Genomic DNA, 23,223 nt, shown 5'->3' with positions numbered 1-23,223 from the left:
CAACCTTGAACGAAGCCTCTTTAACAACCCTGGGCGCCCTTCTGGTTCTGCTCATTATTCTTTCGGCGTTTTTTTCGAGCTCCGAAACCGGCATGATGGCGTTGAACCGCTACCGCCTGCGGCATCTGAGCAAAACCGGCCACCGTGGTGCCCAGCGCGCGGACAATCTGCTGGCACGCACCGATCAGCTGATCGGTGTGATCCTGATCGGCAACAATTTCGTTAACATCTTCGCATCGGCGATCGCCACTCTGATCGCGGTTCGCATATGGGGTGACGCCGGTGTGGCCATTGCTACCATTGGCCTGACCATCGTCATCCTCATCTTCTCAGAGGTCACACCCAAGACACTGGCGGCGCTCTACCCGGAAAAGATCGCCTTCCCAGCCTCACACGCCCTCGGCCCCCTGCTGAAGCTGCTTTACCCGATGGTCTGGGTCCTTAACCTGATTACCAACAACCTGCTGCGCCTGATGGGGATCCGGCTCGAAGGCAGCCAGAGTGACGATCACCTCAGTCGGGAAGAGCTGCGCACCCTGGTGAACGAATCCGGATCCATGCTGCCGGGCCGCCACCAGGAAATGCTGCTGAGCATTCTGGACCTCGAAAAGGTCACGGTGAATGACATTATGGTGCCCCGCAACGAGGTCGTGGGAATTGACCTCGAAGAGCCGGTTGACGAAATCCTGCGTCTGGTTCGCGGCAGCCAGCACACTCGCCTGCCGGTTTACCGGGGCGACATCAACAACACCGTGGGCATCCTGCACCTGCGCAACATCAGCCGCTTGCTCAACACCGACGACATCAACAAGGCAGTTCTGATGCAGCTCTGCCGCGAGCCCTATTTCGTCCCGGAAAGCACACCACTACACACGCAGCTGTTCAACTTCCAGAAGGAACGCCGGCGTATCGGCATTGTGGTGGATGAATACGGCGATGTGCTGGGCATAGCGACACTCGAAGACATTCTTGAGGAGATCGTCGGCGAATTCACCACTGACTTCGCCTCCAGCAGCAGCCAGGATATTCTCCCACAGAGCGACGGCACGACCATTGTGGATGGCACTACCCCCATCCGGACCCTGAACCGCGCTCTTAACCTCGAGCTACCCACCGACGGGCCCAAAACGCTCAATGGCCTGATCACGGACTATCTGGAAGCCATCCCCGAGAGCAATCTCTGCCTGAAACTGCATGGACTGCGAATGGAAACCCTCCAGATCAAGGACAACGTCATCCGCACCGTCCGCGTTCACCCGGTCAGTCCCCTGCCTCCCAAATCCGCCCCAGAAAATGAGAAACCAGACAAGTAACACTTTGTTATTGTGTTTTAGTGTTTGTACACTGACTGGACAATATCTGCCCAGCATGTTGGGACAGCCAGTGGGGACCCGCCATGAACGAACAGTCCGGCATTCATACCGTCAGCCCCGGTCAGCGCCAAACTGACGGCGGTCTTCTCCCGAACGAGATCCGTCATGTCCGCGACACGGTGATGCCGGGACTTGGCGACCTTCTCGGCGGGGCCCTGGACGCGATTGACGACGCCCTGTTCGAACTGGCCAACAACGCTCGAAGCAATAACGACCAGAATCGCTATTTTGAGACGATGCGTGAAGTGCGCATTAAGCGCAAAGGCATTGAGAAACAGTTCCGCGAGGCGCTGGCAAACCTGTTCCGCGCTCCTCCCACCAGCAATGCCGAGGGAACCGGTGAGCAGCCACAGAGCGTGGACGCGGAAAATCTCTCGCTGATCGATAATGATGCCCTTGAAGAACAGGTCGCAATCAATGCCATGACCACCAAGGCAGCAGTGAGCTTTCAGGGTACCCTGCTCCAGATCCAGACACGCCTGACGGCCCTCTATCCGGGCCATGATGAACAGCACCCGGTCAATCCGTTGGCGCCGGAGCACCTGTGTAGCGCATTCCAGCAGGCCTGCTCCGACCTGGAGATTCAGATCCGGGAGAAACTGATCCTCCTCAAGCATTTTGACCGGTACGTTCTCGCCAGTCTGGGTGTCGTCCTGGATGAGGCCAACCGTATCCTGATCCAGGCGGGCGTGATCCCGAACTTCCGCTACGAAGCCCACACCCGGACCACCACAGAGTCTCCCCAGGAGGACCAAAGCAACAGTGAGCCCGAGAAGCAGACCAGATCCGGTGGCGCTGACGAGGCCACCGAGTTCCTTTCAAGCATCAGTTCACTCCTGTCCGGCTACCGGCGTTACAGTACCGACGCCATGGGCAACGCGGCCTCCGACTCATTCCACATCGTATCCAAAAGGGAATTGTACGATTTGCTTTCAAGAATCCCTCAACCTCAGCCCCAGAGCGATCTGAGCCACGGTTCTCCGGACCGCCCCGACCTGCGCGGTATGGTCGGTGAACTGCTGGAACGTCAGTCCGAGACACAGGGCAACCAGGCCGCACTCGAGACCATGGACGAAGACCTGATCAACCTGGTGTCGCTGCTTTTCGAATTCATTCTGGACGACCGCAACCTCTCAGCCCCGATACAGGCACTGATCAGCCGTCTTCAGATCCCCATTCTCAAAGTCGTGGTGCGCGATCGCTCCTTTCTGAGCAAGCCCACGCATCCAGCACGCAAATTACTCAACGCCCTGGCCAGGGCTGGTATCGGGTGGAGCGATCACGGCGAGAAGAACCGGGATCGGCTGTACAACGAAATCCACCGTGTGGTTCAACGCATCCTGGAGGAGTACAACGGCGATATCGCCCTGTTCGAGACGCTCTACGACGAATTCGAGAAGTTCCTTCAGCGCGAAAACCGCAAAGCCACGCTGGTGGAACAACGCACCCGTGAATCCGAGCGGGGCCGGATCAAATCCCGCAAAGCACAGGAAACCGTGGACCAGATCCTGCAGGAACGCCTCAATGGCCGCAAAGTCCCCGAAAGCATTCACCAGCTCCTCATCCAGGGCTGGAGTCGGGTCATGTTCCTGGCTTATCTGCGCGATGATAACGAGCACCGATGGGCCCACACTGTGCGGGTTGTGGACGACTTGCTGTGGTGCCTGCAGCCCCAGCCCGAGAGCAATGATCGCGAGCGCTGGGTGCGCCTTGTCCCCGCTCTGATCAAAACGATCCGGGCCGGTCTGGAGGAAGTCTCCTACAATGCCAGCCGGTTGGACAAGACCATGGCCGAGCTCAAACGCGAACTTACCCAAGCCTTCCGCCAGCAGGCCCTGGCGGAAGCCGCCGAGGACGAGCCGCCAGCCACTCCGGAGCCCAGAGTGAAAACGGCTGTCAAACAGAGCCAGGCGTTTGAGGACGCCGCAATGGCGGAACACTATGATACTCTGGAAACCATCAACATCGGCGACTGGGTGGAATTTCACCTTGTCAACGGGGCCCATTTCCGCTGTAAGCTGTCCGCAGTCATTGAGGATGCCGACAGCTTTGTGTTCGTGAACCGCATGGGCCTCAAGGTGACAGAGAAGAGCCGCGCCGATCTGGCTCACGAACTCAGACGCGGGCGGCTGCTGCTTCTTGAACAGGGCGCGCTGATCGATCGGGCCCTCGATGCTGTTGTTGGAGGCCTGAACCGCAAGGCCGGCTGAGATGAGCGGTCAACGGCCCAGGAGTACATGACGGAGCTTCCGAATCAACAGACCCCTTATGCGTTTGTACTGGCGCTGTCGGTGGCCCTGTTCCTTCACGTAACCCTGGCCACGCTGGTCAATGCATGGCTTGATCTGCCGGCCCCGAATAAGCCTGCGCCGACTGTCCGCGTGCGCATTGCCCCTTCTGGTAATCCAGACAGAGCCGCACCGTCACAATCCACTTCCCCCTCTCGCCCCAAAAAGCAGGAAGCTGCCAGTGAAGGTCAACCGGAAGCCGGTACCCCTGACGCAGATGCGACCACCATTGGGCAGACCCAAAGGCGCCCTGAACCAGGACCTGCCTCCATCAGTGAAACGACATCGTCGAAAGAAAACCGGACCGCCCCGGAGCAGACGCCCGAGAATACGCCGTCAGCCGAAAAAACAAGCAGTGCCGAAAATAACCCCTCGGTTACCCAACTCAGCCGTAACGACAAGCAAAAGCGTTCAGACTACGAGATTAAACTCTGGGAACGGGTTGCTCAGGCAGTAGCGTACACGCCAGTACTGGCAAAGCTGGAGCGCCCCAGCGAGATTGTTCTGGAACTCAGACTCATGAGCAATGGGGCCCTGCGACGGGCGCGGGTGGGCAAGTCTTCCGGAACCCAGGAACTGGACGCGGTCGCACGCGAGGCGGCCCTGGCGGCGACGCCCTTCCCGGAACCCCCGGAAGGACGCCGCCGCTTCAGAGTCCGGCTCATTTTTGAGCCGGCCCGGCGGGAATAGGCTCAGGCGCTGGAATCATCCTCGGCCGCCTCAGCAGCGCTGTTGACCGCCTCCTGCAGCTCACCGTTTTCGTGCATCTCCAGAATGATGTCACAGCCACCGACCAGCTCACCGTTCACGTACAGCTGCGGATAGGTCGGCCAGTTGGAATAGACCTTCAACGCTTCGCGCAACTCATCATTATCGAGAATGTTGACGTAGGCGAAGCGCTGACCACAGGCCATCAGGGCCTGCACGGTCTTGGCTGAAAACCCGCACTGGGGTGCCTGGGGCGTCCCCTTCATATACAGCAGGATGGGGTTTTCACTGAGCTGTTGCTTAATGTTTTCGTTGATGTCCATGGATCCTCCAGCTGACGGACGCTGCTCTTTAACAACCAATATTCTACAGGACACACCGATACCTGACCATTGCACTTGGTTATTCCCTGAAGGCCACCAGAGGACAGCACACGCCGTGTCCAGTTTGCCAGGCCCCGAGTTTAACGCTAGTATTGGTTTTTTACAGAGGCAGCTTTCAAGGCTGCCTTTTTTGTTTCAGCGAGGCCTTCTGCCATGGCCAACCAGCCATTGCTCAACACTTACGGTCGCCTGCCCGTGGTCTTTGAACACGGTCGCGGGATGTGGCTCTATGACACTGAGGGACAGCGTTACCTGGACACTTTCACCGGTATCGCCGTATCCGGCTTGGGACACAGCCATCCTGGCGTGGCTCATGCAATCAGTCACCAAGCGGAACGACTGACCCACTGCTCCAACCTTTTCCACTGCAAACTGCAACAGGAGCTGGCTCGCCGCGTCTGTGACCAGGCCGACATGGATGGCGCTTTCTTTGCCAACTCCGGTGCCGAGGTCAACGAGACCGCCATCAAACTGGCCCGCCATTACGGCCACCAGCGTGGCATAACCAACCCCAGCATCATCGTGATGGAAAACGCCTTCCACGGGCGCACCCTCGCAACCCTGACCGCCACCGGCAACCAGCGTGTTCAGGCCGGTTTCGAACCACTGGTCAGCGGTTTTGTGCGCGCCCCATTTGATGACCTCAAAGCGGTAGAGGCCATTGCTGAAGCCAACCCAAACGTCGTTGCAGTAATGGTCGAGCCCATCCAGGGTGAAGGGGGTGTGGCCATCCCGGACCCGGATTATCTTCCCGGTCTGCGCCGCATCTGCAGTCGCAACAACTGGCTTCTGCTGCTGGATGAAGTCCAGACCGGCAATGCCCGCACGGGCACCTATCTGGCCAGCCAACAGGCTGGCATTATCCCCGACGTGGTCACTCTCGCCAAAGGCTTCGGCAACGGTTATCCGATCGGAGCCTGCCTGGCCCGGGGCAAGGCAGCCGAGGTTCTCGGGCCCGGCAGCCACGGCTCCACCTTCGGTGGCAACCCACTGGGATGTGCTGCGGCACTGGCTGTTCTGGACGCCACGGAACAGGGCGGTCTCACCGAGCGGGCACAGGTGTTGGGTGATCGCATGATCAACCGCTTCCGCGAGCATCTGGAGGGGGCTGAGTACATCCACGCCATCCGGGGTCACGGCCTGATGCTGGGCATCGAGCTCACTGAGCCCTGCTCGGAACTGGTGCTGCTGGCCAAAGTCCAGGGCATTCTGCTCAACATTACCCGGGAACGGGTCATCCGGCTTCTGCCACCACTGACCATGACCGATGATGAGGCCGATTACATGGCGGATCAGATCATACGGATCATCAAACTGTACGCGGCCGATGATCGTGACCGCCCGCGCCAGTAACGTTGCCCTATAAAGGAAGGAACCACAGCATGAACGTCCAACATTTCCTGACACTGCTGGATCTGGATACTGATGAACTGATCCGCGTACTGGATCATGCCTCTGCCCTGCACCGGGAGCGGGACCAGGGCATAACCCGGGATACACTGCACAATCGCAGCCTGGGCATGATCTTCGAGAAGTCCTCTACACGCACTCGTGTCTCTTTCGAGGCGGGCATGACCCAGCTCGGCGGGGGCGCCATTTTCCTCTCGCCCCGCGATACCCAGCTCGGTCGCGGCGAGCCCGTGGAGGACAGCGCCCGCGTCATATCACGCATGGTTGACTCGGTTATGATCCGCACCTTCAGCCACGAGACCCTTGAACGCTTTGCAACCTTTTCCCACACGCCGGTCATCAATGCACTCACCGATGATTTCCACCCCTGCCAGCTGCTGGCGGACATGCAGACCTGGCGCGAACATCGAGGCTCTATTCAGGGGGCAAAGGTTGTCTGGGTGGGCGACGGCAACAACATGTGTAACTCCTACATCAACGCCGCACTGCAGTTCGACTTCAATCTGGTTATTGCCTGCCCCGAGGGTTATGAACCCAATACCAGCCTGGTCGCCGCTAACCCGGACCGGGTACGCATTGTAAATGATCCGGAGGAGGCGGTCCGGGACGCCAACCTGGTCGCCACCGACGTGTGGGCCTCCATGGGCCAGGAAGAGGAACAACAGAGACGCCTCAGAGACTTCAATCGCTATCAGGTTTCACCTGAGCTTATGGATAAGGCCGACCGGGATGCGCTTTTCATGCATTGCCTGCCGGCTCATCGTGGCGAGGAAATCTCGGAGCATATGCTGGAGCATCGCAGCAGTGTGGTCTGGGATGAGGCGGAAAACCGACTGCATGCCCAGAAAGCTCTGCTGGAAGGGTTGATCCTCGGCCTGGACCGCCTGAGCTGAAACTGGCGCTCAACGCGAGCGTGTCACTTTCTCGACCGCATCCAGCCAGCCCTGGTAGGCGCGTTCCCGCACTGCCGGGGCCATAGCCGGCTCAAACCGCCGATCCACCTGCCAGCGATCCCGGATCCGGTCCAACCCGTCATAGACACCGGTCTGGAGCCCAGCAAGGCAGGCCGCCCCCAGAGCTGTGGTCTCGGTGATGGCGGGCCGATCCACTGCGACATTGAGGATGTCCGCCAGGAACTGCATAAGCCAGTCGTTCACCACCATGCCCCCATCCACACGCAGCTCCTCCAGTGGTGCGCCGTCGTTCTGGATCGCCCTGACCAGATCCTTGGTCTGATAGCACACCGACTGCAGCCCGGCCGTGACAATGTCATCAACGCCAGTATCCCGGGTCAGACCCAGAATGGCACCCCGGGCATGCGGGTCCCAGTAGGGCGCGCCCAGACCGGTGAAAGCCGGTACTAGATAGACCGGATTCTCAACGCCCACGGACTCCGCCATGGATTCGCATTCATCCGCACTCCGGATCAGCTTGATACCATCGCGCAACCACTGGATAGCGGCACCGGCGACGAAGATACTGCCCTCCATGGCGTAGGTGGTCTGCCCCTCCAGCCGGTAGCCAACGGTGGTCAAAAGCCGATTCTCGGAACGGATCGCCTCGGTCCCGGTGTTGAGCATCAGGAAACAGCCGGTCCCATAAGTGCTCTTGGCCATGCCCCGCTCAAAGCAGGTCTGGCCGAAGAGTGAGGCCTGCTGGTCCCCAGCAATGCCGCCAACCGTTACCGACTCGCCCAGTACCCCTGGATCCGTGCGGCCGAAGTCCGAGGCACTGTCCTGTACTTGCGGCAGCAGTGCAGCAGGGATACGGAACAGCTCCAGCAGCTGGCGGTCCCACTGCTGTTCATGGATGTTGAACAGGGCTGTGCGCGAGGCATTGGTAGCATCGGTGGCGTGCACGCGGCCATTGGTAAGCTTCCACAGGACCCAGGTGTCGATGGTGCCGAACGCCAGCTCACCACGTTCAGCCCTGGCCCGGGCGCCGTCCACGTGATCCAGGATCCAGCCCAGCTTGGTGGCCGAGAAATAGGGATCCATGAGAAGACCGGTCCGCTCCACCAGCGTGGACTCCCAGCCCTCGCGCTTGAGCGTCTCGCACTGGGGTGTGGTCCGACGGTCCTGCCAGACGATCGCCCGATGGATGGGCTCACCCGTAGCCCTGTCCCAGACGATGGTCGTCTCGCGCTGGTTGGTAATGCCGATACCGGCAACTTCGCGTGCGGTGATGCCCTCCTGGTGCAGCACTTGCAGGCAGGCCTGGTGGGTGGTGTTCCAGATCTCCACCGGATCATGCTCTACCCAGCCATCGCCCGGGTAGAACTGCTGGAATTCGTGTTGGGCAACCTGTCGGGGTTTGCCGTCGTCATCGAAAAGGATGGCCCGCGAGCTGGTAGTGCCCTGATCAATGGCAAGTAGTCGGGTCATGACGGATCCTCCGTTCGTGCGCTGCTTCCGCCTTGCGGGTTCCGGGGCTGATGGCGTGGCCAGACAAGCGTGAAACAGGCCCCTCCAAGGGTCTCGGAGCGACCGACAAATGCCTGCCCGCCATGCCAGTACAGAATGCGCCGCACAATGGACAGCCCCAGACCGTAACCGCCAGAGCTGCGCGTACGGCTGTCATCCAGCCGCGCAAAGGCGGTGAAGACCTTGTCCCAGTTTTCCTCGGGTATACCCTGGCCATCATCCTGCACATCAATACGCATGGTCTGGTCATCAAAATGGCATGCCACCAGCACCCGTTCATTGCCATAGCGTGCCGCATTACCCACCAGATTCTGGATCGCCCTATGGATGTAGCGTGGTTCCGCATCGGCCTCGGCAAAGGTCCGGGATTCTGGCGGTATGTCCGCCGCGATGTTCAGCTCCGGTCGGATACTCTGCTGCTCCTCGACCACCTGATCCACAATCTCAGCAATATCGAGCCTCTGGGCGGCCATGATGGGGCCACCCTGCTCCAGGCGGGCATAGGTCAGAATCTCATCGATGAGTTCGTCCAGCTCCTGAATGTCCCGGTCAATGGCGCCGAGCTGTGAACGCAGTGTTTCAGGGTCATCGCAGTCCTCGATCATCTGGACCCCGAAGCAGATCCGGGCGACGGGCGTGCGAAGCTCATGGGAGACGCCATGGATCATCTCACTCTGAACACTGACCAGTCTCTGAATGTGATCAGCCATGCGGTTGAAGGCGTCCGCGAGACGCCCGCCCATGGAATCGCCCCCTCCCGAGACGCGGGCATCCAGATCTCCCCGGGCAATCCGGGAAACCGCACCCTCAATACCGCACAGTCGCCAATGCAACCCAGCCAGAAGGTAGTAGACTACGCCTCCCATAACAGCGGCCACTAACCCCGCCAGAACCAGGGCCAAAGGCCAGGACCAGTAGCGGAATGGCGGCGGATGCGCGATCGAGACCAGCGTCCCGTTGCTCAGGGCCGCATAGCTGTAGGCTGCGTCACGCGGTCTGGGCTGGTGATAGGCCACCCCGCCATCGGCGATCCGTGTCAGTGCCGATTCCCGTGGCAACTGACCCGCGCTCTCCAGGGGTTTGACGTAAGCCCCGAGCGCAGCCCCGATTGCCATGGGGTCCTTGGTCCCGGACCGGCCGGCCAGGTACACGAACGCCTGGGCTCTGAGTTCTGATATATGGCGATAAGGACTTTTGGCCCGCAGCTCCAGGACCCCGGCATCCGGCGCCAGACGGTAGAAATAGACCGCATCACCCCGACGCTGGGCCAGAACCTGGCCGTACTCAAGACGCTCCCGCGCCACATCATTGAGGGAAACCGCCCGCCGAGGGAGCAGCCGCAGCTGTGACGAAGGAGTGCGAGCATTAACGGGCTCAACGGCTCGGGGGTGCTGGGCCAGCCAACCCAGAAGCGGTTCGGGATGGTGCTCAAGAAAGGCCTGCTGGCGCACACCGTTAATGGTCACCACCAGCGCCGCCCCCACCAGGGTGACGCCCACCGCCACCAGGATCAGGGCTCCATAGACGCGGAAGTAGTAGCGCCTCAGCGACATTTCAGCCTAGACGTCGCGCACGAACAGGTAGCCCTTGCTACGCACCGTCTTGATGCGGCGCGGGTGCACCGGATCGTCACCGATCTTGGGGCGGATCCGGGAAACCCGCACGTCAATGGACCGGTCCTGGCCGTCGTATTCGATCCCCCGCAGGGAAGTGAAGATTTCCTCGCGGCTGAGCACACGCCCGGCGCTGCTGGCGAGAAGCCACAGCAGGTCGAACTCGGCACTGGTGAGATCGATGCTCTCATCATCAAGCCAGGCCTCGCGCATGGAATGATCCACTACCAGGTTATTGAAAACCAGCCGCTCGAGTCCCTCATCTGGTCCCGCCTGGGCGCCACCACCGGATTCTGCAGCCGGCTCGCTGATGCGGCGCAGCAGGGCACGGATCCGGGCCAGAAGAACCCGCGGCCGAACCGGCTTGGACATGTAGTCATCCGCGCCCATTTCCAACCCCAGCACCTGGTCCAGATCATCCGTGCGGGCGGTCAGCATCAGGATGGGTCCGTTGTAGAATGGGCGCACGCGACGGCAGATGGCCAGGCCATCCTCTCCCGGCAGCATCAGATCCAGCACCACCAGGTCAGGTGTTTCATCCCGTATCCGCTCAACCGCACGCGCGCCATTGGTTTCAAGCGAAACCACCAGGCCGTTCTTCTCCAGGAAATCCCGGGTCAGCTCCGCCAGCCGTTCATCGTCCTCGACGATCAGAACGCGGGAGGCTTCACTGGTCTGTTCCACAGCATCCGTCTCGTTCGTTATTGTTTCCATTGTCAGTCCTGTCGCTGGATTGAGGCGCAGGCGCCGGGTTATACGTCAAACATTGTGTAACACAAGTATACACACTGATTGCGAATTTGCATGCCAGCCCCGGCTTCAGGCCAGCGGCTCGCCTGCCTCGATTTCCTCGGGGGTCGCATCCCTGGCCTCCAGTATTTCCAGATCAAAGTAGAGCGTGATTCCGGCCAATGGATGATTGGCGTCGACCAGCACCTGATCGTCTTCAAAGCCCACCACTTTCACTACCTTGGCATCGTCTCCGGAGTCAGTCTGGAACTTCATGCCCTCCTCAAGCTTCTCTACCCCTTGGAACATGCTCCGAGGCATCTTCCGGACCATTTCCGCCTGATGCTCACCATAGGCCAGAGCGGGCGGAATGGTAACCTCCAGACACTCCCCCGGCTCGCGCCCTTCCACGGCGCGCTCAACACCTTCAATCATGCGCCCACAGCCACTGACAAAATGCAGCGGCTCGGCTCCGACAGAGCTGTCTACGACCTCACCCTTCTGATTCTTGAGCTGATACCCCAGTCGATAAACCCGTTGTTCCGCCATGCTGTTGTAATTACCCCCGTTCTGATTAATGCGAGCGGGTCACACCCGTGACCCGCAGTGCGTGTAGAAGCATCCGCTGCTCCAGGCGTTCGCGCCATCCCCCGGGCTGCATCAGCCCCATGCGTTCCAATGCAGACCGTTCCGCTGTGACCGGGGCCGGCTGCCGCAGAGCACGCCAGATCACCGCCAACAATCCGCGCCGCGAACCGGTAGCCTCACGCAGCCACTGCAGAGCCTGCACCAGCTCTTGCTCCTCCTGTGTGAAGTCCGTACCGAAGGGGAATGCGGGAAAGAGCTGGTGATGATCCCGAAGGGGCGCTACTGCCTCTTCAATCCGTTGTGGGTAATTGTTTCGATGCGCCCGTGGGACCTTCCAGCCCTTCGGAATCTTGCCGGCATTTTTCGCCTGGCGCGTGAGCTCGTTCTGGAAACGTGAGTCCGCAATACAGATCAGACGCCTGTAAACATCGCTATCCGGCTGACCGCGCAGGTCGGCCACGCCATACTCAGTGACCACAATGTCGCGCAGGTGTCGTGGGATGGTGCAGTGACCATAGCTGAAGCGGATGTTGGATTCAGTACGGCCGGCGCTGGTGCGTGTGGCCCTCAACGTAAGGATCGAACGCGCGTCGGGGAGTTCATGGGCCATGGCTACAAAATTGTATTGACCGCCAACACCACTGACCACGCGGCCGTCCTCAAGACCATCGGAAACCGCCGCGCCATTCAGTGTCTGCATCATGACCGAGTTGATGAAACGGCCACGGCGACGCTGGACAGTCTTGAGCGCCTGATCACCCAACGGATGGTCGTAAAGATGATTCACAAAGCCAACACTGGTCATGCTGAAACGCGCGCGCGCCGCCTCATCCAGCTCCCGAAGCCGCTGATAGAAGCGGGCCGGGCCCAGGAAGAAGCCACCATGCATGACGACCCCTCCGATAAGCCGCTCCTGGAGGGCATAGCGCTCAATCAGGGCGCGCGCGCGTTCATCGCCAAGATCCGGACGAACCGCCTCCTCACCCAGTGCCAGACGCCCGCCCTTGAGCTCACACCCCTGGTCGAAGAAGCCAAAACGCACCAGCCATTGAACATCCCGCGCCTTTAACACCGTCTCAATGCAGCCAGCCTCGACCAATCGATCAAGGGCGGTGATATCCAGCGGGTCCGGAATGGCGCCGCAATCCAGCAGCTGCTGCAGCGTGCGATCGGCCACAACCTGGCGTTTGAGAATGCCCGCTTCATAGAGATGCAGGAAACCTTCCACCATCATCTCGCTGCAACCGTAGAGGCCTTCCTCAAAACGCTCGGTGCTGCCGATCTCAGCCAACGCCGGAAAACGTGAATGAGCATCAAGGCGGCGGGCCAGCTCGTTGAAAAGCCCGTTGTCCCGGTGCCGGAAGAGGAGATTGTAGATCACTGCCGAACCCAGGGCCCCGATCCCCACCTGCAAGGTGCCGCCATCGCGAACCAGATTAGCAGCGTAGAACCCAATCAAGTAATCCGCCGGTTCCACCGCCAGATCGGGTACCGGAAACAGGCGCATGGGCTGATTATGGGGTTCGAGCAACAAGTCAAAGCTGGCCCGATCCAGAGCCGCATCATGACCAAACCAGGGCAGCTCGGGATTGAGTTCGCCGGCGATCACCACCGCATCCCCGGCCTCGCGCTGTGCCCGCAGCCGCGGCAGAATATCCAGAGTCAGATCCGGATTGCAGCTGAGGCTCACCTGTTGGCCCTCAGCATCCGGCGCCACCATCTGGCCCACCGCGTTGACGCCAAGTGCCATCAGATCACGGACCACATGGGTGTAGTTGGTCAGTACCACACGCTGTTGCTGATCAGCATTGCCCAGGCGGCTGCCGGCTCTGAGAAAGAACTCCGTAACGGTGACGTTCGCCGGCAGCTCACCGCAGCTTACGGCCTTCGCATAATCCAGATCGGGGACGCCCTCGAATACGCGTTCAACAAAGGGCTGCATAAGGCGTTTCTGAAGAGAGCTGCCACCGCCCGGCTTCTCAAGCGACAACGCCGTCATGATGTGCAGCTGTATGTTCGGATCGTTGCAGGCGCAACGATAGAGCGCGTTGATCAGATGCACAGGCTTGCCCAGACCGAGCGGCAACGCGATCCGGATATCGCCGTCCAGGCGCCGGATCAGTTCCTCAGCACACCGTTCCGCCTGCCGGAAGTGAATGCCTGTGCGTTCCTCGCTCATCGGCAGCTCACGGACAGGGGTAGGTGTAGCGCTGGTGCAGTGCCTCGATCCGCTCCAGAAGCTCGTCGGACAGCTGGATATGTGCGCTCTCGATATTTTCAGAGAGCTGATCCAGAGTCGTTGCACCCACCAGATTGCTCGTCAGGAAGGGCCGCGAATTGACCCAGGCCAGAGCCATCTGAGCTGGCGACAGCCCGTGCTCCCACGCCAGGTTCACATAGGCCTGCGTCGCCTCCTGAGCCTGCTCTGAAACATAGCGGGTAAAGCGGGTAAACTCCGTGAGGCGTGCCCCGGCTGGTCTCTGCCCGCCGAGATACTTGCCGCTCAGAGCGCCAAAGGCGAGCGGCGAATAGGCCAGCAGACCGCAGTCCTCGCGCAGTGACACCTCGGCAACCCCAACCTCATAGGAACGGTTCAACAGACTGTAGGGATTCTGGATGCTCACGGGCCGAGTCCATCCCCGGTGTTCGGCTTCCTTGATATAGGTCATCGCGCCCCACGCGGTCTCGTTGGAAAGGCCGATGTGGCGCACCTTGCCAGCCTCCACCAATTCATTCAGCGCCGCCAGCGTCTCCTCAATGGGCACCGCATCCGAGTCGTCCACCGGGTTATAGCCAAGCTTGCCGAAGAAGTTCGCCTTACGTTCGGGCCAGTGCACCTGATAGAGATCAATGTAGTCGGTCCTGAGCCGCTTCAAACTGTCGTTCACGGCCTGATGGATCTGCTCCCGAGTCAAGCGCGGGCCACCACGCAGATAATCCATACCACTGCGCCCGGTAACCTTCGTGGCAATCACCAGATCATCGCGCTTACCCCGGTTCTTCAACCAGTTGCCAAGATAGGTCTCGGTCAGCCCCTGGGTTTCAGCACGCGGCGGCACCGGATACATCTCGGCGGCATCAATCAGGTTGACGCCCTGATCCACCGCATAATCCAGCTGCTCGAAGGCCTCCCGCTCGGTGTTCTGTTCGCCCCAGGTCATGGTCCCGAGGCCGATCACGCTGACGTCAATGCCGGTCCGGCCAAGATGGCGTTTCTCCATTACAGTCACCTCCCACTCATTGTCCCCGCATGCTAAGTCCATCCCTGGGCCACCGCAATGCCAGGCACGGTCATCAAATCATCACGGAGGTGTCAGCAAATGGTAACCCGATGAACGGACACTGACAGCGTCGTCCAGTCCTGGAGGATCACTGATGCCGGCACAGCAGATTGCACTGGTTACCGAGACTTTTCCGCCCGAGATCAACGGCGTTTCAGGCACCCTGGGCAACCTCTGCCGTGAACTCGTCCAACGCGGCCAACAGCTGACTATTATCCGGCCTGGACAGCGCGACGAACCCCCCAGGGGGCATGCGCCACTGTTCGGCGAGCGGACCCTGCGCGTGCGGGGACTGCCGCTGCCCGGTTATCCGGAGCTGCGCTTCGGCCTGGGCGCCCGCCGCCAACTGCGGCGACTATGGCGCCACCGCCCGCCGCAGGCCGTCTACGTGGCCACACAGGGCCCTTTGGGCTGGAGTGCCGTGAGCACTGCACGGGAACTGGGAATCCCTTGCCTGTCGGGGTTCCACACCAACTTCCATCAGTACAGCAGCTACTATGGCGCCGGGTTTATGGAAGCACTGATCCGGCGCTATCTAGTCACCTTCCATAACCGAACACTGGCCACCCTCGCCCCAACGACGCGTCTTTGCCACCAGCTCATGCACTGGGGAATCGCCAATACCCACTGCTGGAGCCGCGGCGTGGACAGCCAGCTCTTTAATCCACAGCGACGCAGCCAATCACTACGGGCGCAGTGGAACACAGGAAACGGCCCAGTGGCGCTTTACGTCGGGCGTCTGGCAGCCGAGAAAAACCTGATGCAGGCTGTGACGACCTTTGAGCGCCTGCGGGAGTGCCATCCCTCCGCGCGGCTTGTCCTGGTGGGGGATGGCCCGCTGAGACAAAGCCTGGAGCGGGCCCACCCGGAGTTCATCTTCTGTGGTACCCGCCGCGGTGTTGATCTCGCCCGCCACTACGCCTCCGCAGACATCTTCCTGTTTCCCAGCGAGTCGGACACATTCGGCAACGTAGTAACCGAGGCACTGGCTTCGGGGCTGGCCGTGGTCGCATTCGACCGGGCTGCGGCCCGTGAGCACATCACCCACGAGATCAATGGCATGAAGGCGGCACCGGGTGACTCCGAGGCCTTCACCAACGCCGCGCTCGAGCTGGCGGACAGACACGGACTCCGGCGGCACATCGGCGAGCGCGCCAGAGCCCACGCGCAGACACTGGACTGGGCCGTCCTCGCGGAACAGTTCGAGCGGATACTGCTTAACCCAGCACAGGAGATCCCGGACCATGGCCCTACAACGCCTGTCGCGGGTACTTACCCGTATTGACCACAGCGAACTGCAGTGGTGCCTGCGTCTGAATCGCAGCCTGACACTTCCGGCAGTCACGCCCTTTTTCCGTATTGTGAGCCGACTCGGTGACGGCTGGCTCTGGTATGCCCTGATTCTGACATTGCCGGCCATTGATGGGCTCCACGGCTGGGCTCTGGCCGCACTCATGACGCTTACCGGCACCGCCTGCACCCTGGTCTACAAGGTGCTCAAAACCCAGCTCGTGCGTGAACGCCCCTTCATCAGCTTACCCGCCATACAATGCGGCTCACCGCCTCTCGACAGAGGCAGTTTTCCTTCCGGCCACAGCCTGCACGCCGTCTGTTTCACCATACTTTTGTTCCAGGGGGTTCCGCTGGTGGGGTGGACGGTTCTGCCATTCACCATGGCGGTTCTGGCCTCAAGGGTGGTTCTGGGGCTGCATTACCCCTCAGACGTCCTCGCCGGCAGCCTCATCGGGGCTGGGTGCGCTTTCATCGCGCTGCATTTCGCGCCCGGCTTCTTCGCCCTGCTCCCCCAAGGGGCTGGCTGACTGCGACGAGACCGGTCGCCCCCCCGCATCCAGCAGGGCCAGTTGGTGGCCACCCTGTCTCGCTTCTGGCAATCGTACACCCAGCCCAAGAAGCCGCACGGGCCGGGGCACATCGCCATAGAGAGCATCCAGCAACAGCCGGAATTGCTCCGCACTTGGTAGCCCCGGCTGGCGCCAGACCGTCTCACGCGTATGGGTCTCAAAATCGGAAAAACGCAGCTTCACAAACAATTTCTCGAACTGGCCGGCGTCGGCGGCATCCAGACCCTTGCGCCGGATGCGGCGCTGCAGATCCGAAACCAGTCCTTCCAGAGCGCGCCGACATTCCGCCAGTGTCGCGAGATCCTGACTGTAGGTGTTCTCTACACTGATCGACTTGCGCGGTCTTGTCACCTGCACAGGGCGGTCGTCCTCGCCTCGGGCCAAAGCATACAGACGCGCCCCATAGCGCCCGAAGCGTTCGCGCAACGCCAGTTCCGACCATTCACGCAGATCCGCACAGGTATGAATGCCCAGCGCATGCAGTTTTTCCGCAGTGCGCGGGCCTACTCCGAACAGCGAGGTTACCGGCAACTGCGGTACGAACTCCGCCACATCAGCAGGCGTGATGACACAGAGACCGTCGGGTTTGTGCCAGTCACTGGCAATTTTGGCGAGAAACTTGTTCGGGGCAACCCCGGCAGAAATGGTAATGCCCAGCTCCGAGCACACCCGCTGGCGGATCTGTTCGGCCATCCGGGTGGCACTTCCCTGGAACAGATCAATGCCGGTGACATCCAGATAAGCCTCATCCAGCGAGAGCGGCTCAAGTATCGGCGAGGTCTCACGCAGGATGCGCATAAAGTCCCGCGAAACAGCCTGATAGCGCGGCATATCCGTCGCCAGCAGCTCCAGGTGCGGACAAAGACGCAGGGCCTCGGATACCGGCATGGCAGAACGCACGCCAAAAGCCCGGGCCTCATAGCTGCAGGTGGCCACAACACCGCGTCCCGTGGCGCCGCCAACAGCGATGGGGCGACCCGCAAGCGCCGGATTGTCCCGGATTTCCACTGCGGCATAGAAACAGTCCGCGTCGCAGTGGATGATCTTGCGGCTCAAACGCACCTCCGGAGTTGCCGTGGATTCAGTGCAAGCTGTATCTTAGGACGGGATGGAGCCCGTGTCAGGATAGCGAACCCCCAGTAAAGGATAGCCCGATGAGCGAACCCGCCGCCACGGCAACCGAAAACCGCGCCTGTTTTGAGCTGCGCGATGCCAGCCAGACGCTGACCGTCATGGAGCTGTACCATTTCGACCCGGATACCCTGGAGCAGACCCTGCGTGACAAAATCCGACAGGCGCCCAATTTTTTCCGTGATCTCCCCCTGGTCATCGGCCTTGACCACTACGAAGGCAATGTTGCCGACCTGGACTTTTTCCAGCTCATAGGCATCTGTCGCACCCACTCCATTCAGGTTCTGGGTGTGCGCGGTGGTAATGATGACGTCCGCCGTCTGGCTCGCAATGCCGCTCTTGCGTGGCTGCCAGGTAGCCGGACCAGTGCTCCCCGGCCTGCCCCCGAGCCGGAACCGGCCGAATCAACGCCCCAAGAGCCGGCTGCAGCGGCGGCGCAAAGCAGCGCAATCGGCCCCGGGCGGCTTGTCACTCAGCCAGTACGCTCGGGCCAGCAGGTCTATGCCCCGGAGGGCGATCTCATTATCATGGCGCCGGTTGGCGCGGGAGCGGAGGTGCTTGCCGCCGGCCACATCCATATCTATGGCCCGCTGCGCGGGCGGGCGCTTGCCGGTGTACACGGCGACACCAGCGCGAGCATCTTCTGCCAGTCGCTGGAGGCGGAGCTTGTGTCCGTAGCCGGGCACTATAAAATCTCTGAGGATCTCCAGGGCGATGACTGGCGGACGCCGGCCAGGATCCGGCTTGAGGGCCAAGTACTGACAGCGGACCCGCTAACCCGTTAACGGAACGACAGAACAGCAAACAGGACAACAACCTTGGCACGAATCATAGTAGTGACATCCGGCAAGGGCGGGGTGGGCAAGACCACCACCAGCGCCTCCATCAGCACCGGCCTTGCTCAGCGCGGCTACAACACGGCCGTTATCGACTTCGATGTGGGCCTGCGCAATCTCGACCTCATCATGAACTGCGAGCGTCGTGTGGTCTACGACTTCGTCAATGTCATTCAGGGCGAGGCTTCCATCAACCAGGCACTCGTCCGCGACAAGCGGGTCGAGAACCTGTTTATCCTCCCGGCCTCCCAGACGCGGGACAAAGAGGCACTCACCGCCGAAGGGGTGCAGAAGGTTCTCGACGAAATGAGCGAAACCTTCGACTATCTCGTCTGTGATTCGCCGGCGGGCATTGAACATGGGGCCCTGATGGCGCTCTACCACGCGGACGAAGCCATTGTGGTCACCAACCCCGAGGTTTCCTCGGTACGCGATTCGGATCGCATTCTGGGGATTCTCCAGAGCAAGTCCCGGCGTGCGGAACAGGGCATGGAGCCGGTAAAGGAACACCTGCTGCTTACACGCTACAACCATGAGCGGGTTGAAAGGGGTGAAATGCTTTCCATTGAGGACGTCAACGATATCCTGAGCATCTCCCTTCTGGGTGTCATCCCGGAATCCCAAGCAGTCCTCAACGCCTCCAACCAGGGGGCACCGGTGATTCTGGAAGACGAGAGCGAGGCCGGTTGTGCCTACGCGGACGCAGTGGCTCGACTGCTGGGCGAGGAACGCCCCCTGCGGTTTCTAGACGGGCAGAAGAAAGGCTTCCTCAAGCGCATGTTCGGAGGCTGATATGAGTTTCTTTGACTATTTTAAAACCAAGAAAAAGTCGTCCGCGTCCATCGCCAAGGAACGGCTGCAGATCATCGTCGCGCACGAGCGCAACACCCGTGAACAGCCTGATTACCTGCCTGAGCTCCAGCAGGAGCTTCTGGAAGTGATCCGGCGCTACGTGGCCATCCGCGACGACCAGGTCCAGGTCCAGTTGGACCGCAATGACAGCTGTTCAGTGCTGGAACTCAACGTTACTCTTCCCGAGGAGATCACTAACCCCCAGTAAAGACCTGCTGGGCGCTGGCCGGTTCATGCTGCGGAGAAATCGACAGAACCGGCCCGCCAGCCCTGTTACCGTCAAGCTCTCTTCCCGCTGCCCGGATGTGCTGATGCGATACGCACTGACTGCTGTTCTCATACTTGCCATGGTGCTGGCCACCACCATTGTCCACGCTCAAGTTCCCACCAACGATAAGAACTGGGAAAAAGCAGTTGATTCGGATGGCATTGAGATCCATACCCGTAATCTGAAGGGCTCGCGCATCGATGCCTTCCGCGCGGAAATGGTGTTGGATGCCCCCCTGGAAGCAGTCATGGCCGTCATGGCCAACCCCAAATCATGCACGGAATGGGTCCACCAGTGCGCGCATGCGAAGAACCTGGCAGGCGGCACCTTCCGTGACCGCTATACCTACTCCATCAACGACATGCCCTGGCCGGTCAGCGATCGCGACTATGTACTCCACATTAAAGCTCACACGGGCGAAAGCCGGGACCACATCATCATCGAGATGGAGTCAGTCGAGGGCATGGTCGAAAAGAAAGACGATTATGTGCGCATGCCCAAGTCCTCCACCGTCTACGAATTTTTCCGGAAAGACGACAGCCATACCCGCATCGTCTGGTACCAGCACGCGGCGCCCGGTGGTTCCCTTCCCAACTGGCTGGTCAACCGCCTGGCCACGGACATCCCCTATGAATCCCTCCAAACGCTGAACAACGTTGTTCAGAAAGAACGTTACCAGGGCCATAAACTCGTGTTTGATGACGAAGGGCGGATCACCGGCATTGTTCCCGGAGTCAATACTGGAGAGGAAGGCTGAGTCATGACGGTCATTGCGCGCGAGATAATGACGCCCAGCGTGAAAGCAGTTCCCCAGGACTGGACCATGCAGCAGCTGGCTGAGTTCCTGACGGAGAACGAAATAACCGGCAGTCCCGTGTGCGATAATGATGAACACATCATTGGGATTGTAACGCTCAAGGACATTGCTGAGTTCCGCTGGAACCAGGTCAGCGGCGAACCGGAAAAAGAGCTGTCGGAAACTGAGAAACAGCAAGCCCGCCAGATCCGCCAGATGATGCTTGAAGGCATGACTCGCACGCCCGTGGAGGTTCATGACATCATGACCCCTAGCGTGATGTCTGTAGACGCTGAGACCAGCGTACAGACCATCGCCGACATCATGATGGACGAGCATCTGCACCGTATCTTCGTGACGGATAGGGAGACCATCACCGGCATCATCACCACCTATGACATGCTCAAACTGGTGGCGGAACCGGGACTTACCCGACGCTGTCTCGATGGCGACGGATCCGGCACCTCCACCTGATGCCCTGCAACCGGCCCTGAGGTAACCGAACCCATGCCGCGGGAAGACCAGCCCCAGATCAAAACCTATGTTGTTGACACCAATGTCCTGATCCACGACCCGACCGCCGTCCTCAGCTTCGAAGAGCACCATGTGGTCATTCCCATGACCGTGCTTGAAGAGCTGGACCAGCTGAAAAACGGCAAACAGGCCGTTGCCGCCGACTGCCGCCAGGCCATCCGAACAATCGACCGGCTCATTGGCGATGCCGATCCGCACGACATCGACAATGGCGTACCTATCCGCCGCGGCGAAAAATCGGAACCCCTTGGCACAGTGTCCATCGCCATGGGCGCCCAGGACGACGCTGAGCACGGCCTTCCGGACCACCTCGCCGACAACCGCATCATCAACCTTCTCGCGCAGCTTCAACGCCAGCACTCCGAAAAAACCATCATCCTGGTGAGCAAGGACATCAACATGCGCCTCAAGGCGCGTGGCTGCGGCCTGGAAGCACAGGACTACCAGACCGACCAGCTGGTGGACGACGTACGTTACCTGCCCACCGGCTACCACGAGTTCGAGGGCTCTTTCTGGGATGATATCGAGAAAGTGGAAACGGTCCAGCGCGCGGGCATCACGGAACACCTGATCCCGCGCAACGAAGCCATGCCGGCTTACCAGATCAACGAGTTCATCCTGGACCAACAGGGGTTCATCGGCCGGATTACAGAGACCGATTCAGAGCGGATCGTAGTGAAGGATCTGTTTCAGGATGACCTCATGCACCAGCAGGTCTGGGGCCTGTCACCGCGCGATGTCTACCAGGGACTGGCGCTGGAGCTGCTGATGGATCCGGATGTGCATCTGGTGAACCTCACGGGCTCCGCCGGCTCCGGCAAGACCATTCTGGCTCTGGCCGCGGCCATTGAGCTAACCGTGGCGAGCAAGACCTACAAACGCATCATCACCACCCGCAGCACCCAGGGGCTGGATGAGGATATCGGCTTTCTGCCGGGGTCCGAATCCGAAAAGATGGAACCCTGGCTGGGCGCCATCGTGGACAACCTCGAGGCGCTGCACGAGGATGATGAGAACATGACCAGCAGCGTTGACTACATCCTCAGCAAGGTGCCCATGCAGTTCAAATCACTGAACTATATCCGGGGGCGCAGCTTCCAGCACAGCCTGATTATCATCGACGAGAGTCAGAACCTGACGCCGCACCAACTCAAGACGATCATCACGCGGGCGGGCACCGGCAGCAAGGTGGTGTGCCTGGGTAACCTCTCCCAGATCGACACGGCCTACCTCAACTCCCTGAGTTCCGGCCTCACCTATATGACCGAACGCTTCAAGGGCTTCAAGCACGGCGGCCACATCCACCTTCAGGGCGTCCCCCGCTCACCCCTGGCGGAGTACGCTGAAGAACACCTTTAAACTAAACCCAGGTGAAAAGAAAAAGGGCGACCCAAATGGATCGCCCTTCAAAACACGACAAGATTACGTCAACGATTTAACTGTTGGGAGATCCAAGGAACCTCTTTATCCAGCTCAGGCCTACCCTGGACATGAGCCATTTCGGCCCCTTCGACTTCGTTGGCGATTGCTTCAGTGGTATCAAGAACAATTTGGTTTGCCCACTCTTCCGGGGTACCCAAAGTAGCCTCGACACCGCTCGCGACCATTGACTGAATGAAATTTACATCCTGTTCTCTGATCGCCATGTAAAAATCAAGGTGATACCCCTCCCGATATTGCCAGAGGCAAGCGTTCACTTGAGTTATTGCAGTATCAACATCACGGATCGCCTTACCTGTCCAAACCGCTCCGTCGCACTCAACGGTTTTTGGACCCATCCCCCCACTCATTTTTGCGAGTGCGCTCATGTTGGTTCCTTCAAACGCGTCCTCAACCGAGAATCTACCGGGTTCTTTAGGAACCTCTTGAGGTGGGATCGGATAGTTCTCAGTCAGATCATTTACGTTTTTCCCGATACCATCCACTGTCGGCCTTGTAATTGTATCGATACCTGCATCAGTTTTGATGTCAATTACGTGGAACATTTCTCTATTAGTTTTCTCGTCCATAAGAGCGGAATTAAGGGTACCGCAACCAGAGAGAACCAACGGGAGAGCAACAATTACTGTTGAACAAAGCTTTTTCATACGAATCCTTTTAACTACGTTATCAATTACGAGTTAAAATTATTTAACTTTAAAAAAAGAG

At 59.9% G+C, this 23,223-nt stretch carries 22 protein-coding genes; 13 read left to right on the top strand and 9 right to left on the bottom strand.

The window, feature by feature from the left end:
* Nucleotides 1-5: 5 nt before the first annotated feature.
* The 3 genes from AAF659_RS08790 (at nucleotide 6) to AAF659_RS08780 (ending at nucleotide 4,351) form a co-directional block, all read left to right on the top strand.
* The gene (locus AAF659_RS08790; protein ID WP_349751368.1) at nucleotides 6-1,313 is read left to right on the top strand and encodes an HlyC/CorC family transporter; all 1,308 of its coding nucleotides are present in this window, start codon (nucleotides 6-8) and stop codon (nucleotides 1,311-1,313) included.
* A gap of 83 nt (nucleotides 1,314-1,396) precedes the next feature.
* A complete protein-coding gene (locus AAF659_RS08785) occupies nucleotides 1,397-3,583 on the top strand; it encodes a DUF1631 domain-containing protein (protein WP_349751367.1) in 2,187 nt (728 codons plus the stop codon).
* Between the two features lie 27 nt (nucleotides 3,584-3,610).
* Complete coding sequence (locus AAF659_RS08780; RefSeq protein ID WP_349751366.1) at nucleotides 3,611-4,351, top strand: TonB family protein; 741 nt, start codon at nucleotides 3,611-3,613, stop codon at nucleotides 4,349-4,351.
* A 2-nt stretch (nucleotides 4,352-4,353) separates the two neighbouring features.
* Here AAF659_RS08780 and grxD read toward each other — a convergent pair whose 3' ends face one another.
* Entirely contained in the window at nucleotides 4,354-4,692 is a 339-nt protein-coding gene (gene grxD, locus AAF659_RS08775; RefSeq protein ID WP_349751365.1) for a Grx4 family monothiol glutaredoxin, read from the bottom strand.
* A 213-nt stretch (nucleotides 4,693-4,905) separates the two neighbouring features.
* On the opposite strand from grxD, the gene AAF659_RS08770 reads away from it, so the two are divergent.
* Complete coding sequence (locus tag AAF659_RS08770) at nucleotides 4,906-6,105, top strand: aspartate aminotransferase family protein (protein WP_349751364.1); 1,200 nt, start codon at nucleotides 4,906-4,908, stop codon at nucleotides 6,103-6,105.
* Nucleotides 6,106-6,134: 29 nt separating this feature from the next.
* On the top strand, nucleotides 6,135-7,055 hold the full coding sequence (argF, locus tag AAF659_RS08765) for an ornithine carbamoyltransferase (protein ID WP_349751363.1): 921 nt from the start codon (nucleotides 6,135-6,137) through the stop codon (nucleotides 7,053-7,055).
* Between the two features lie 9 nt (nucleotides 7,056-7,064).
* Here argF and glpK read toward each other — a convergent pair whose 3' ends face one another.
* The 6 genes from glpK to AAF659_RS08735 form a co-directional block, all read right to left on the bottom strand.
* Nucleotides 7,065-8,546: a glycerol kinase GlpK gene (gene glpK, locus AAF659_RS08760; RefSeq protein WP_349751362.1), complete on the bottom strand. Its 1,482-nt coding sequence runs from the start codon at nucleotides 8,544-8,546 to the stop codon at nucleotides 7,065-7,067.
* Entirely contained in the window at nucleotides 8,543-10,138 is a 1,596-nt protein-coding gene (locus AAF659_RS08755) for an ATP-binding protein (protein ID WP_349751361.1), read from the bottom strand. The genes glpK and AAF659_RS08755 overlap by 4 nt, the downstream gene beginning before the upstream one ends.
* Before the next feature lie 6 nt (nucleotides 10,139-10,144).
* Nucleotides 10,145-10,912 (bottom strand): response regulator, encoded by a 768-nt coding sequence (locus AAF659_RS08750; RefSeq protein ID WP_349751360.1) that lies wholly within the window; start codon nucleotides 10,910-10,912, stop codon nucleotides 10,145-10,147.
* Nucleotides 10,913-11,017: 105 nt separating this feature from the next.
* The gene (locus AAF659_RS08745) at nucleotides 11,018-11,476 is read right to left on the bottom strand and encodes an FKBP-type peptidyl-prolyl cis-trans isomerase (RefSeq protein ID WP_349751359.1); all 459 of its coding nucleotides are present in this window, start codon (nucleotides 11,474-11,476) and stop codon (nucleotides 11,018-11,020) included.
* A 25-nt stretch (nucleotides 11,477-11,501) separates the two neighbouring features.
* Nucleotides 11,502-13,694, bottom strand: coding sequence for an acetyl-CoA hydrolase/transferase C-terminal domain-containing protein (locus tag AAF659_RS08740; RefSeq protein ID WP_349751358.1), 2,193 nt, complete (start codon nucleotides 13,692-13,694; stop codon nucleotides 11,502-11,504).
* 7 nt (nucleotides 13,695-13,701) lie between these two features.
* A complete protein-coding gene (locus tag AAF659_RS08735; protein ID WP_349751357.1) occupies nucleotides 13,702-14,736 on the bottom strand; it encodes an NADP(H)-dependent aldo-keto reductase in 1,035 nt (344 codons plus the stop codon).
* Between the two features lie 154 nt (nucleotides 14,737-14,890).
* Here AAF659_RS08735 and AAF659_RS08730 point away from each other — a divergent pair, with 154 nt between their 5' ends.
* Together AAF659_RS08730 and AAF659_RS08725 are read left to right on the top strand one after the other, a co-directional pair.
* Nucleotides 14,891-16,081 (top strand): glycosyltransferase family 4 protein, encoded by a 1,191-nt coding sequence (locus AAF659_RS08730; protein WP_349751356.1) that lies wholly within the window; start codon nucleotides 14,891-14,893, stop codon nucleotides 16,079-16,081.
* Nucleotides 16,041-16,616, top strand: a complete 576-nt coding sequence (locus tag AAF659_RS08725) for a phosphatase PAP2 family protein (protein ID WP_349751355.1) — start codon at nucleotides 16,041-16,043, stop codon at nucleotides 16,614-16,616. The genes AAF659_RS08730 and AAF659_RS08725 overlap by 41 nt, the downstream gene beginning before the upstream one ends.
* On the opposite strand, the gene dinB is transcribed toward AAF659_RS08725, so the two are convergent.
* A complete protein-coding gene (dinB, locus tag AAF659_RS08720) occupies nucleotides 16,515-17,714 on the bottom strand; it encodes a DNA polymerase IV (RefSeq protein WP_349751354.1) in 1,200 nt (399 codons plus the stop codon). The two genes, AAF659_RS08725 and dinB, sit on opposite strands and share 102 nt — an antisense overlap.
* 98 nt (nucleotides 17,715-17,812) lie before the next feature.
* Here dinB and minC point away from each other — a divergent pair, with 98 nt between their 5' ends.
* From minC to AAF659_RS08690, 6 genes are all read left to right on the top strand, one after another.
* Nucleotides 17,813-18,574: a septum site-determining protein MinC gene (gene minC, locus AAF659_RS08715; protein WP_349751353.1), complete on the top strand. Its 762-nt coding sequence runs from the start codon at nucleotides 17,813-17,815 to the stop codon at nucleotides 18,572-18,574.
* 33 nt (nucleotides 18,575-18,607) lie between these two features.
* Nucleotides 18,608-19,417, top strand: a complete 810-nt coding sequence (gene minD / locus AAF659_RS08710; RefSeq protein ID WP_349751352.1) for a septum site-determining protein MinD — start codon at nucleotides 18,608-18,610, stop codon at nucleotides 19,415-19,417.
* 1 nt (nucleotide 19,418) lies between these two features.
* Entirely contained in the window at nucleotides 19,419-19,685 is a 267-nt protein-coding gene (gene minE, locus AAF659_RS08705) for a cell division topological specificity factor MinE (RefSeq protein WP_349751351.1), read from the top strand.
* 103 nt (nucleotides 19,686-19,788) lie between these two features.
* On the top strand, nucleotides 19,789-20,502 hold the full coding sequence (locus AAF659_RS08700) for an START domain-containing protein (RefSeq protein ID WP_349751350.1): 714 nt from the start codon (nucleotides 19,789-19,791) through the stop codon (nucleotides 20,500-20,502).
* A 3-nt stretch (nucleotides 20,503-20,505) separates the two neighbouring features.
* Nucleotides 20,506-21,015, top strand: a complete 510-nt coding sequence (locus AAF659_RS08695) for a CBS domain-containing protein (protein WP_349751349.1) — start codon at nucleotides 20,506-20,508, stop codon at nucleotides 21,013-21,015.
* Nucleotides 21,016-21,048: 33 nt separating this feature from the next.
* Nucleotides 21,049-22,434 carry a PhoH family protein gene (locus AAF659_RS08690; RefSeq protein ID WP_349751348.1) on the top strand — a complete coding sequence of 462 codons (1,386 nt, stop codon included), beginning with the start codon at nucleotides 21,049-21,051 and terminating at the stop codon, nucleotides 22,432-22,434.
* A 68-nt stretch (nucleotides 22,435-22,502) separates the two neighbouring features.
* On the opposite strand, the gene AAF659_RS08685 is transcribed toward AAF659_RS08690, so the two are convergent.
* Nucleotides 22,503-23,162: a hypothetical protein gene (locus tag AAF659_RS08685; RefSeq protein WP_349751347.1), complete on the bottom strand. Its 660-nt coding sequence runs from the start codon at nucleotides 23,160-23,162 to the stop codon at nucleotides 22,503-22,505.
* Nucleotides 23,163-23,223 lie beyond the last annotated feature (61 nt).

This window comes from Salicola sp. Rm-C-2C1-2, from assembly GCF_040196175.1.
Classification (GTDB): Bacteria; Pseudomonadota; Gammaproteobacteria; order Pseudomonadales; family Oleiphilaceae; genus Halospina.
Note: the sequence above shows the minus strand (reverse complement) of the source record. Positions and strands in the feature narration are given on the sequence as shown.

Excerpts from the sequence above, each read along its gene's own strand:
- AAF659_RS08785 (WP_349751367.1), top strand. The coding sequence starts at position 1,397 with ATGAACGAACAGTCCGGCATTCATACCGTCAGCCCCGGTCAGCGCCAA.
- AAF659_RS08780 (WP_349751366.1), top strand. The coding sequence starts at position 3,611 with ATGACGGAGCTTCCGAATCAACAGACCCCTTATGCGTTTGTACTGGCG.
- grxD (WP_349751365.1), bottom strand. The coding sequence starts at position 4,692 with ATGGACATCAACGAAAACATTAAGCAACAGCTCAGTGAAAACCCCATC.
- AAF659_RS08770 (WP_349751364.1), top strand. The coding sequence starts at position 4,906 with ATGGCCAACCAGCCATTGCTCAACACTTACGGTCGCCTGCCCGTGGTC.
- argF (WP_349751363.1), top strand. The coding sequence starts at position 6,135 with ATGAACGTCCAACATTTCCTGACACTGCTGGATCTGGATACTGATGAA.
- glpK (WP_349751362.1), bottom strand. The coding sequence starts at position 8,546 with ATGACCCGACTACTTGCCATTGATCAGGGCACTACCAGCTCGCGGGCC.
- AAF659_RS08755 (WP_349751361.1), bottom strand. The coding sequence starts at position 10,138 with ATGTCGCTGAGGCGCTACTACTTCCGCGTCTATGGAGCCCTGATCCTG.
- AAF659_RS08750 (WP_349751360.1), bottom strand. The coding sequence starts at position 10,912 with ATGGAAACAATAACGAACGAGACGGATGCTGTGGAACAGACCAGTGAA.
- AAF659_RS08745 (WP_349751359.1), bottom strand. The coding sequence starts at position 11,476 with ATGGCGGAACAACGGGTTTATCGACTGGGGTATCAGCTCAAGAATCAG.
- AAF659_RS08740 (WP_349751358.1), bottom strand. The coding sequence starts at position 13,694 with ATGAGCGAGGAACGCACAGGCATTCACTTCCGGCAGGCGGAACGGTGT.
- AAF659_RS08735 (WP_349751357.1), bottom strand. The coding sequence starts at position 14,736 with ATGGAGAAACGCCATCTTGGCCGGACCGGCATTGACGTCAGCGTGATC.
- AAF659_RS08730 (WP_349751356.1), top strand. The coding sequence starts at position 14,891 with ATGCCGGCACAGCAGATTGCACTGGTTACCGAGACTTTTCCGCCCGAG.
- AAF659_RS08725 (WP_349751355.1), top strand. The coding sequence starts at position 16,041 with ATGGCCCTACAACGCCTGTCGCGGGTACTTACCCGTATTGACCACAGC.
- minC (WP_349751353.1), top strand. The coding sequence starts at position 17,813 with ATGAGCGAACCCGCCGCCACGGCAACCGAAAACCGCGCCTGTTTTGAG.
- minE (WP_349751351.1), top strand. The coding sequence starts at position 19,419 with ATGAGTTTCTTTGACTATTTTAAAACCAAGAAAAAGTCGTCCGCGTCC.
- AAF659_RS08700 (WP_349751350.1), top strand. The coding sequence starts at position 19,789 with ATGCGATACGCACTGACTGCTGTTCTCATACTTGCCATGGTGCTGGCC.
- AAF659_RS08695 (WP_349751349.1), top strand. The coding sequence starts at position 20,506 with ATGACGGTCATTGCGCGCGAGATAATGACGCCCAGCGTGAAAGCAGTT.
- AAF659_RS08690 (WP_349751348.1), top strand. The coding sequence starts at position 21,049 with ATGCCGCGGGAAGACCAGCCCCAGATCAAAACCTATGTTGTTGACACC.
- AAF659_RS08685 (WP_349751347.1), bottom strand. The coding sequence starts at position 23,162 with ATGAAAAAGCTTTGTTCAACAGTAATTGTTGCTCTCCCGTTGGTTCTC.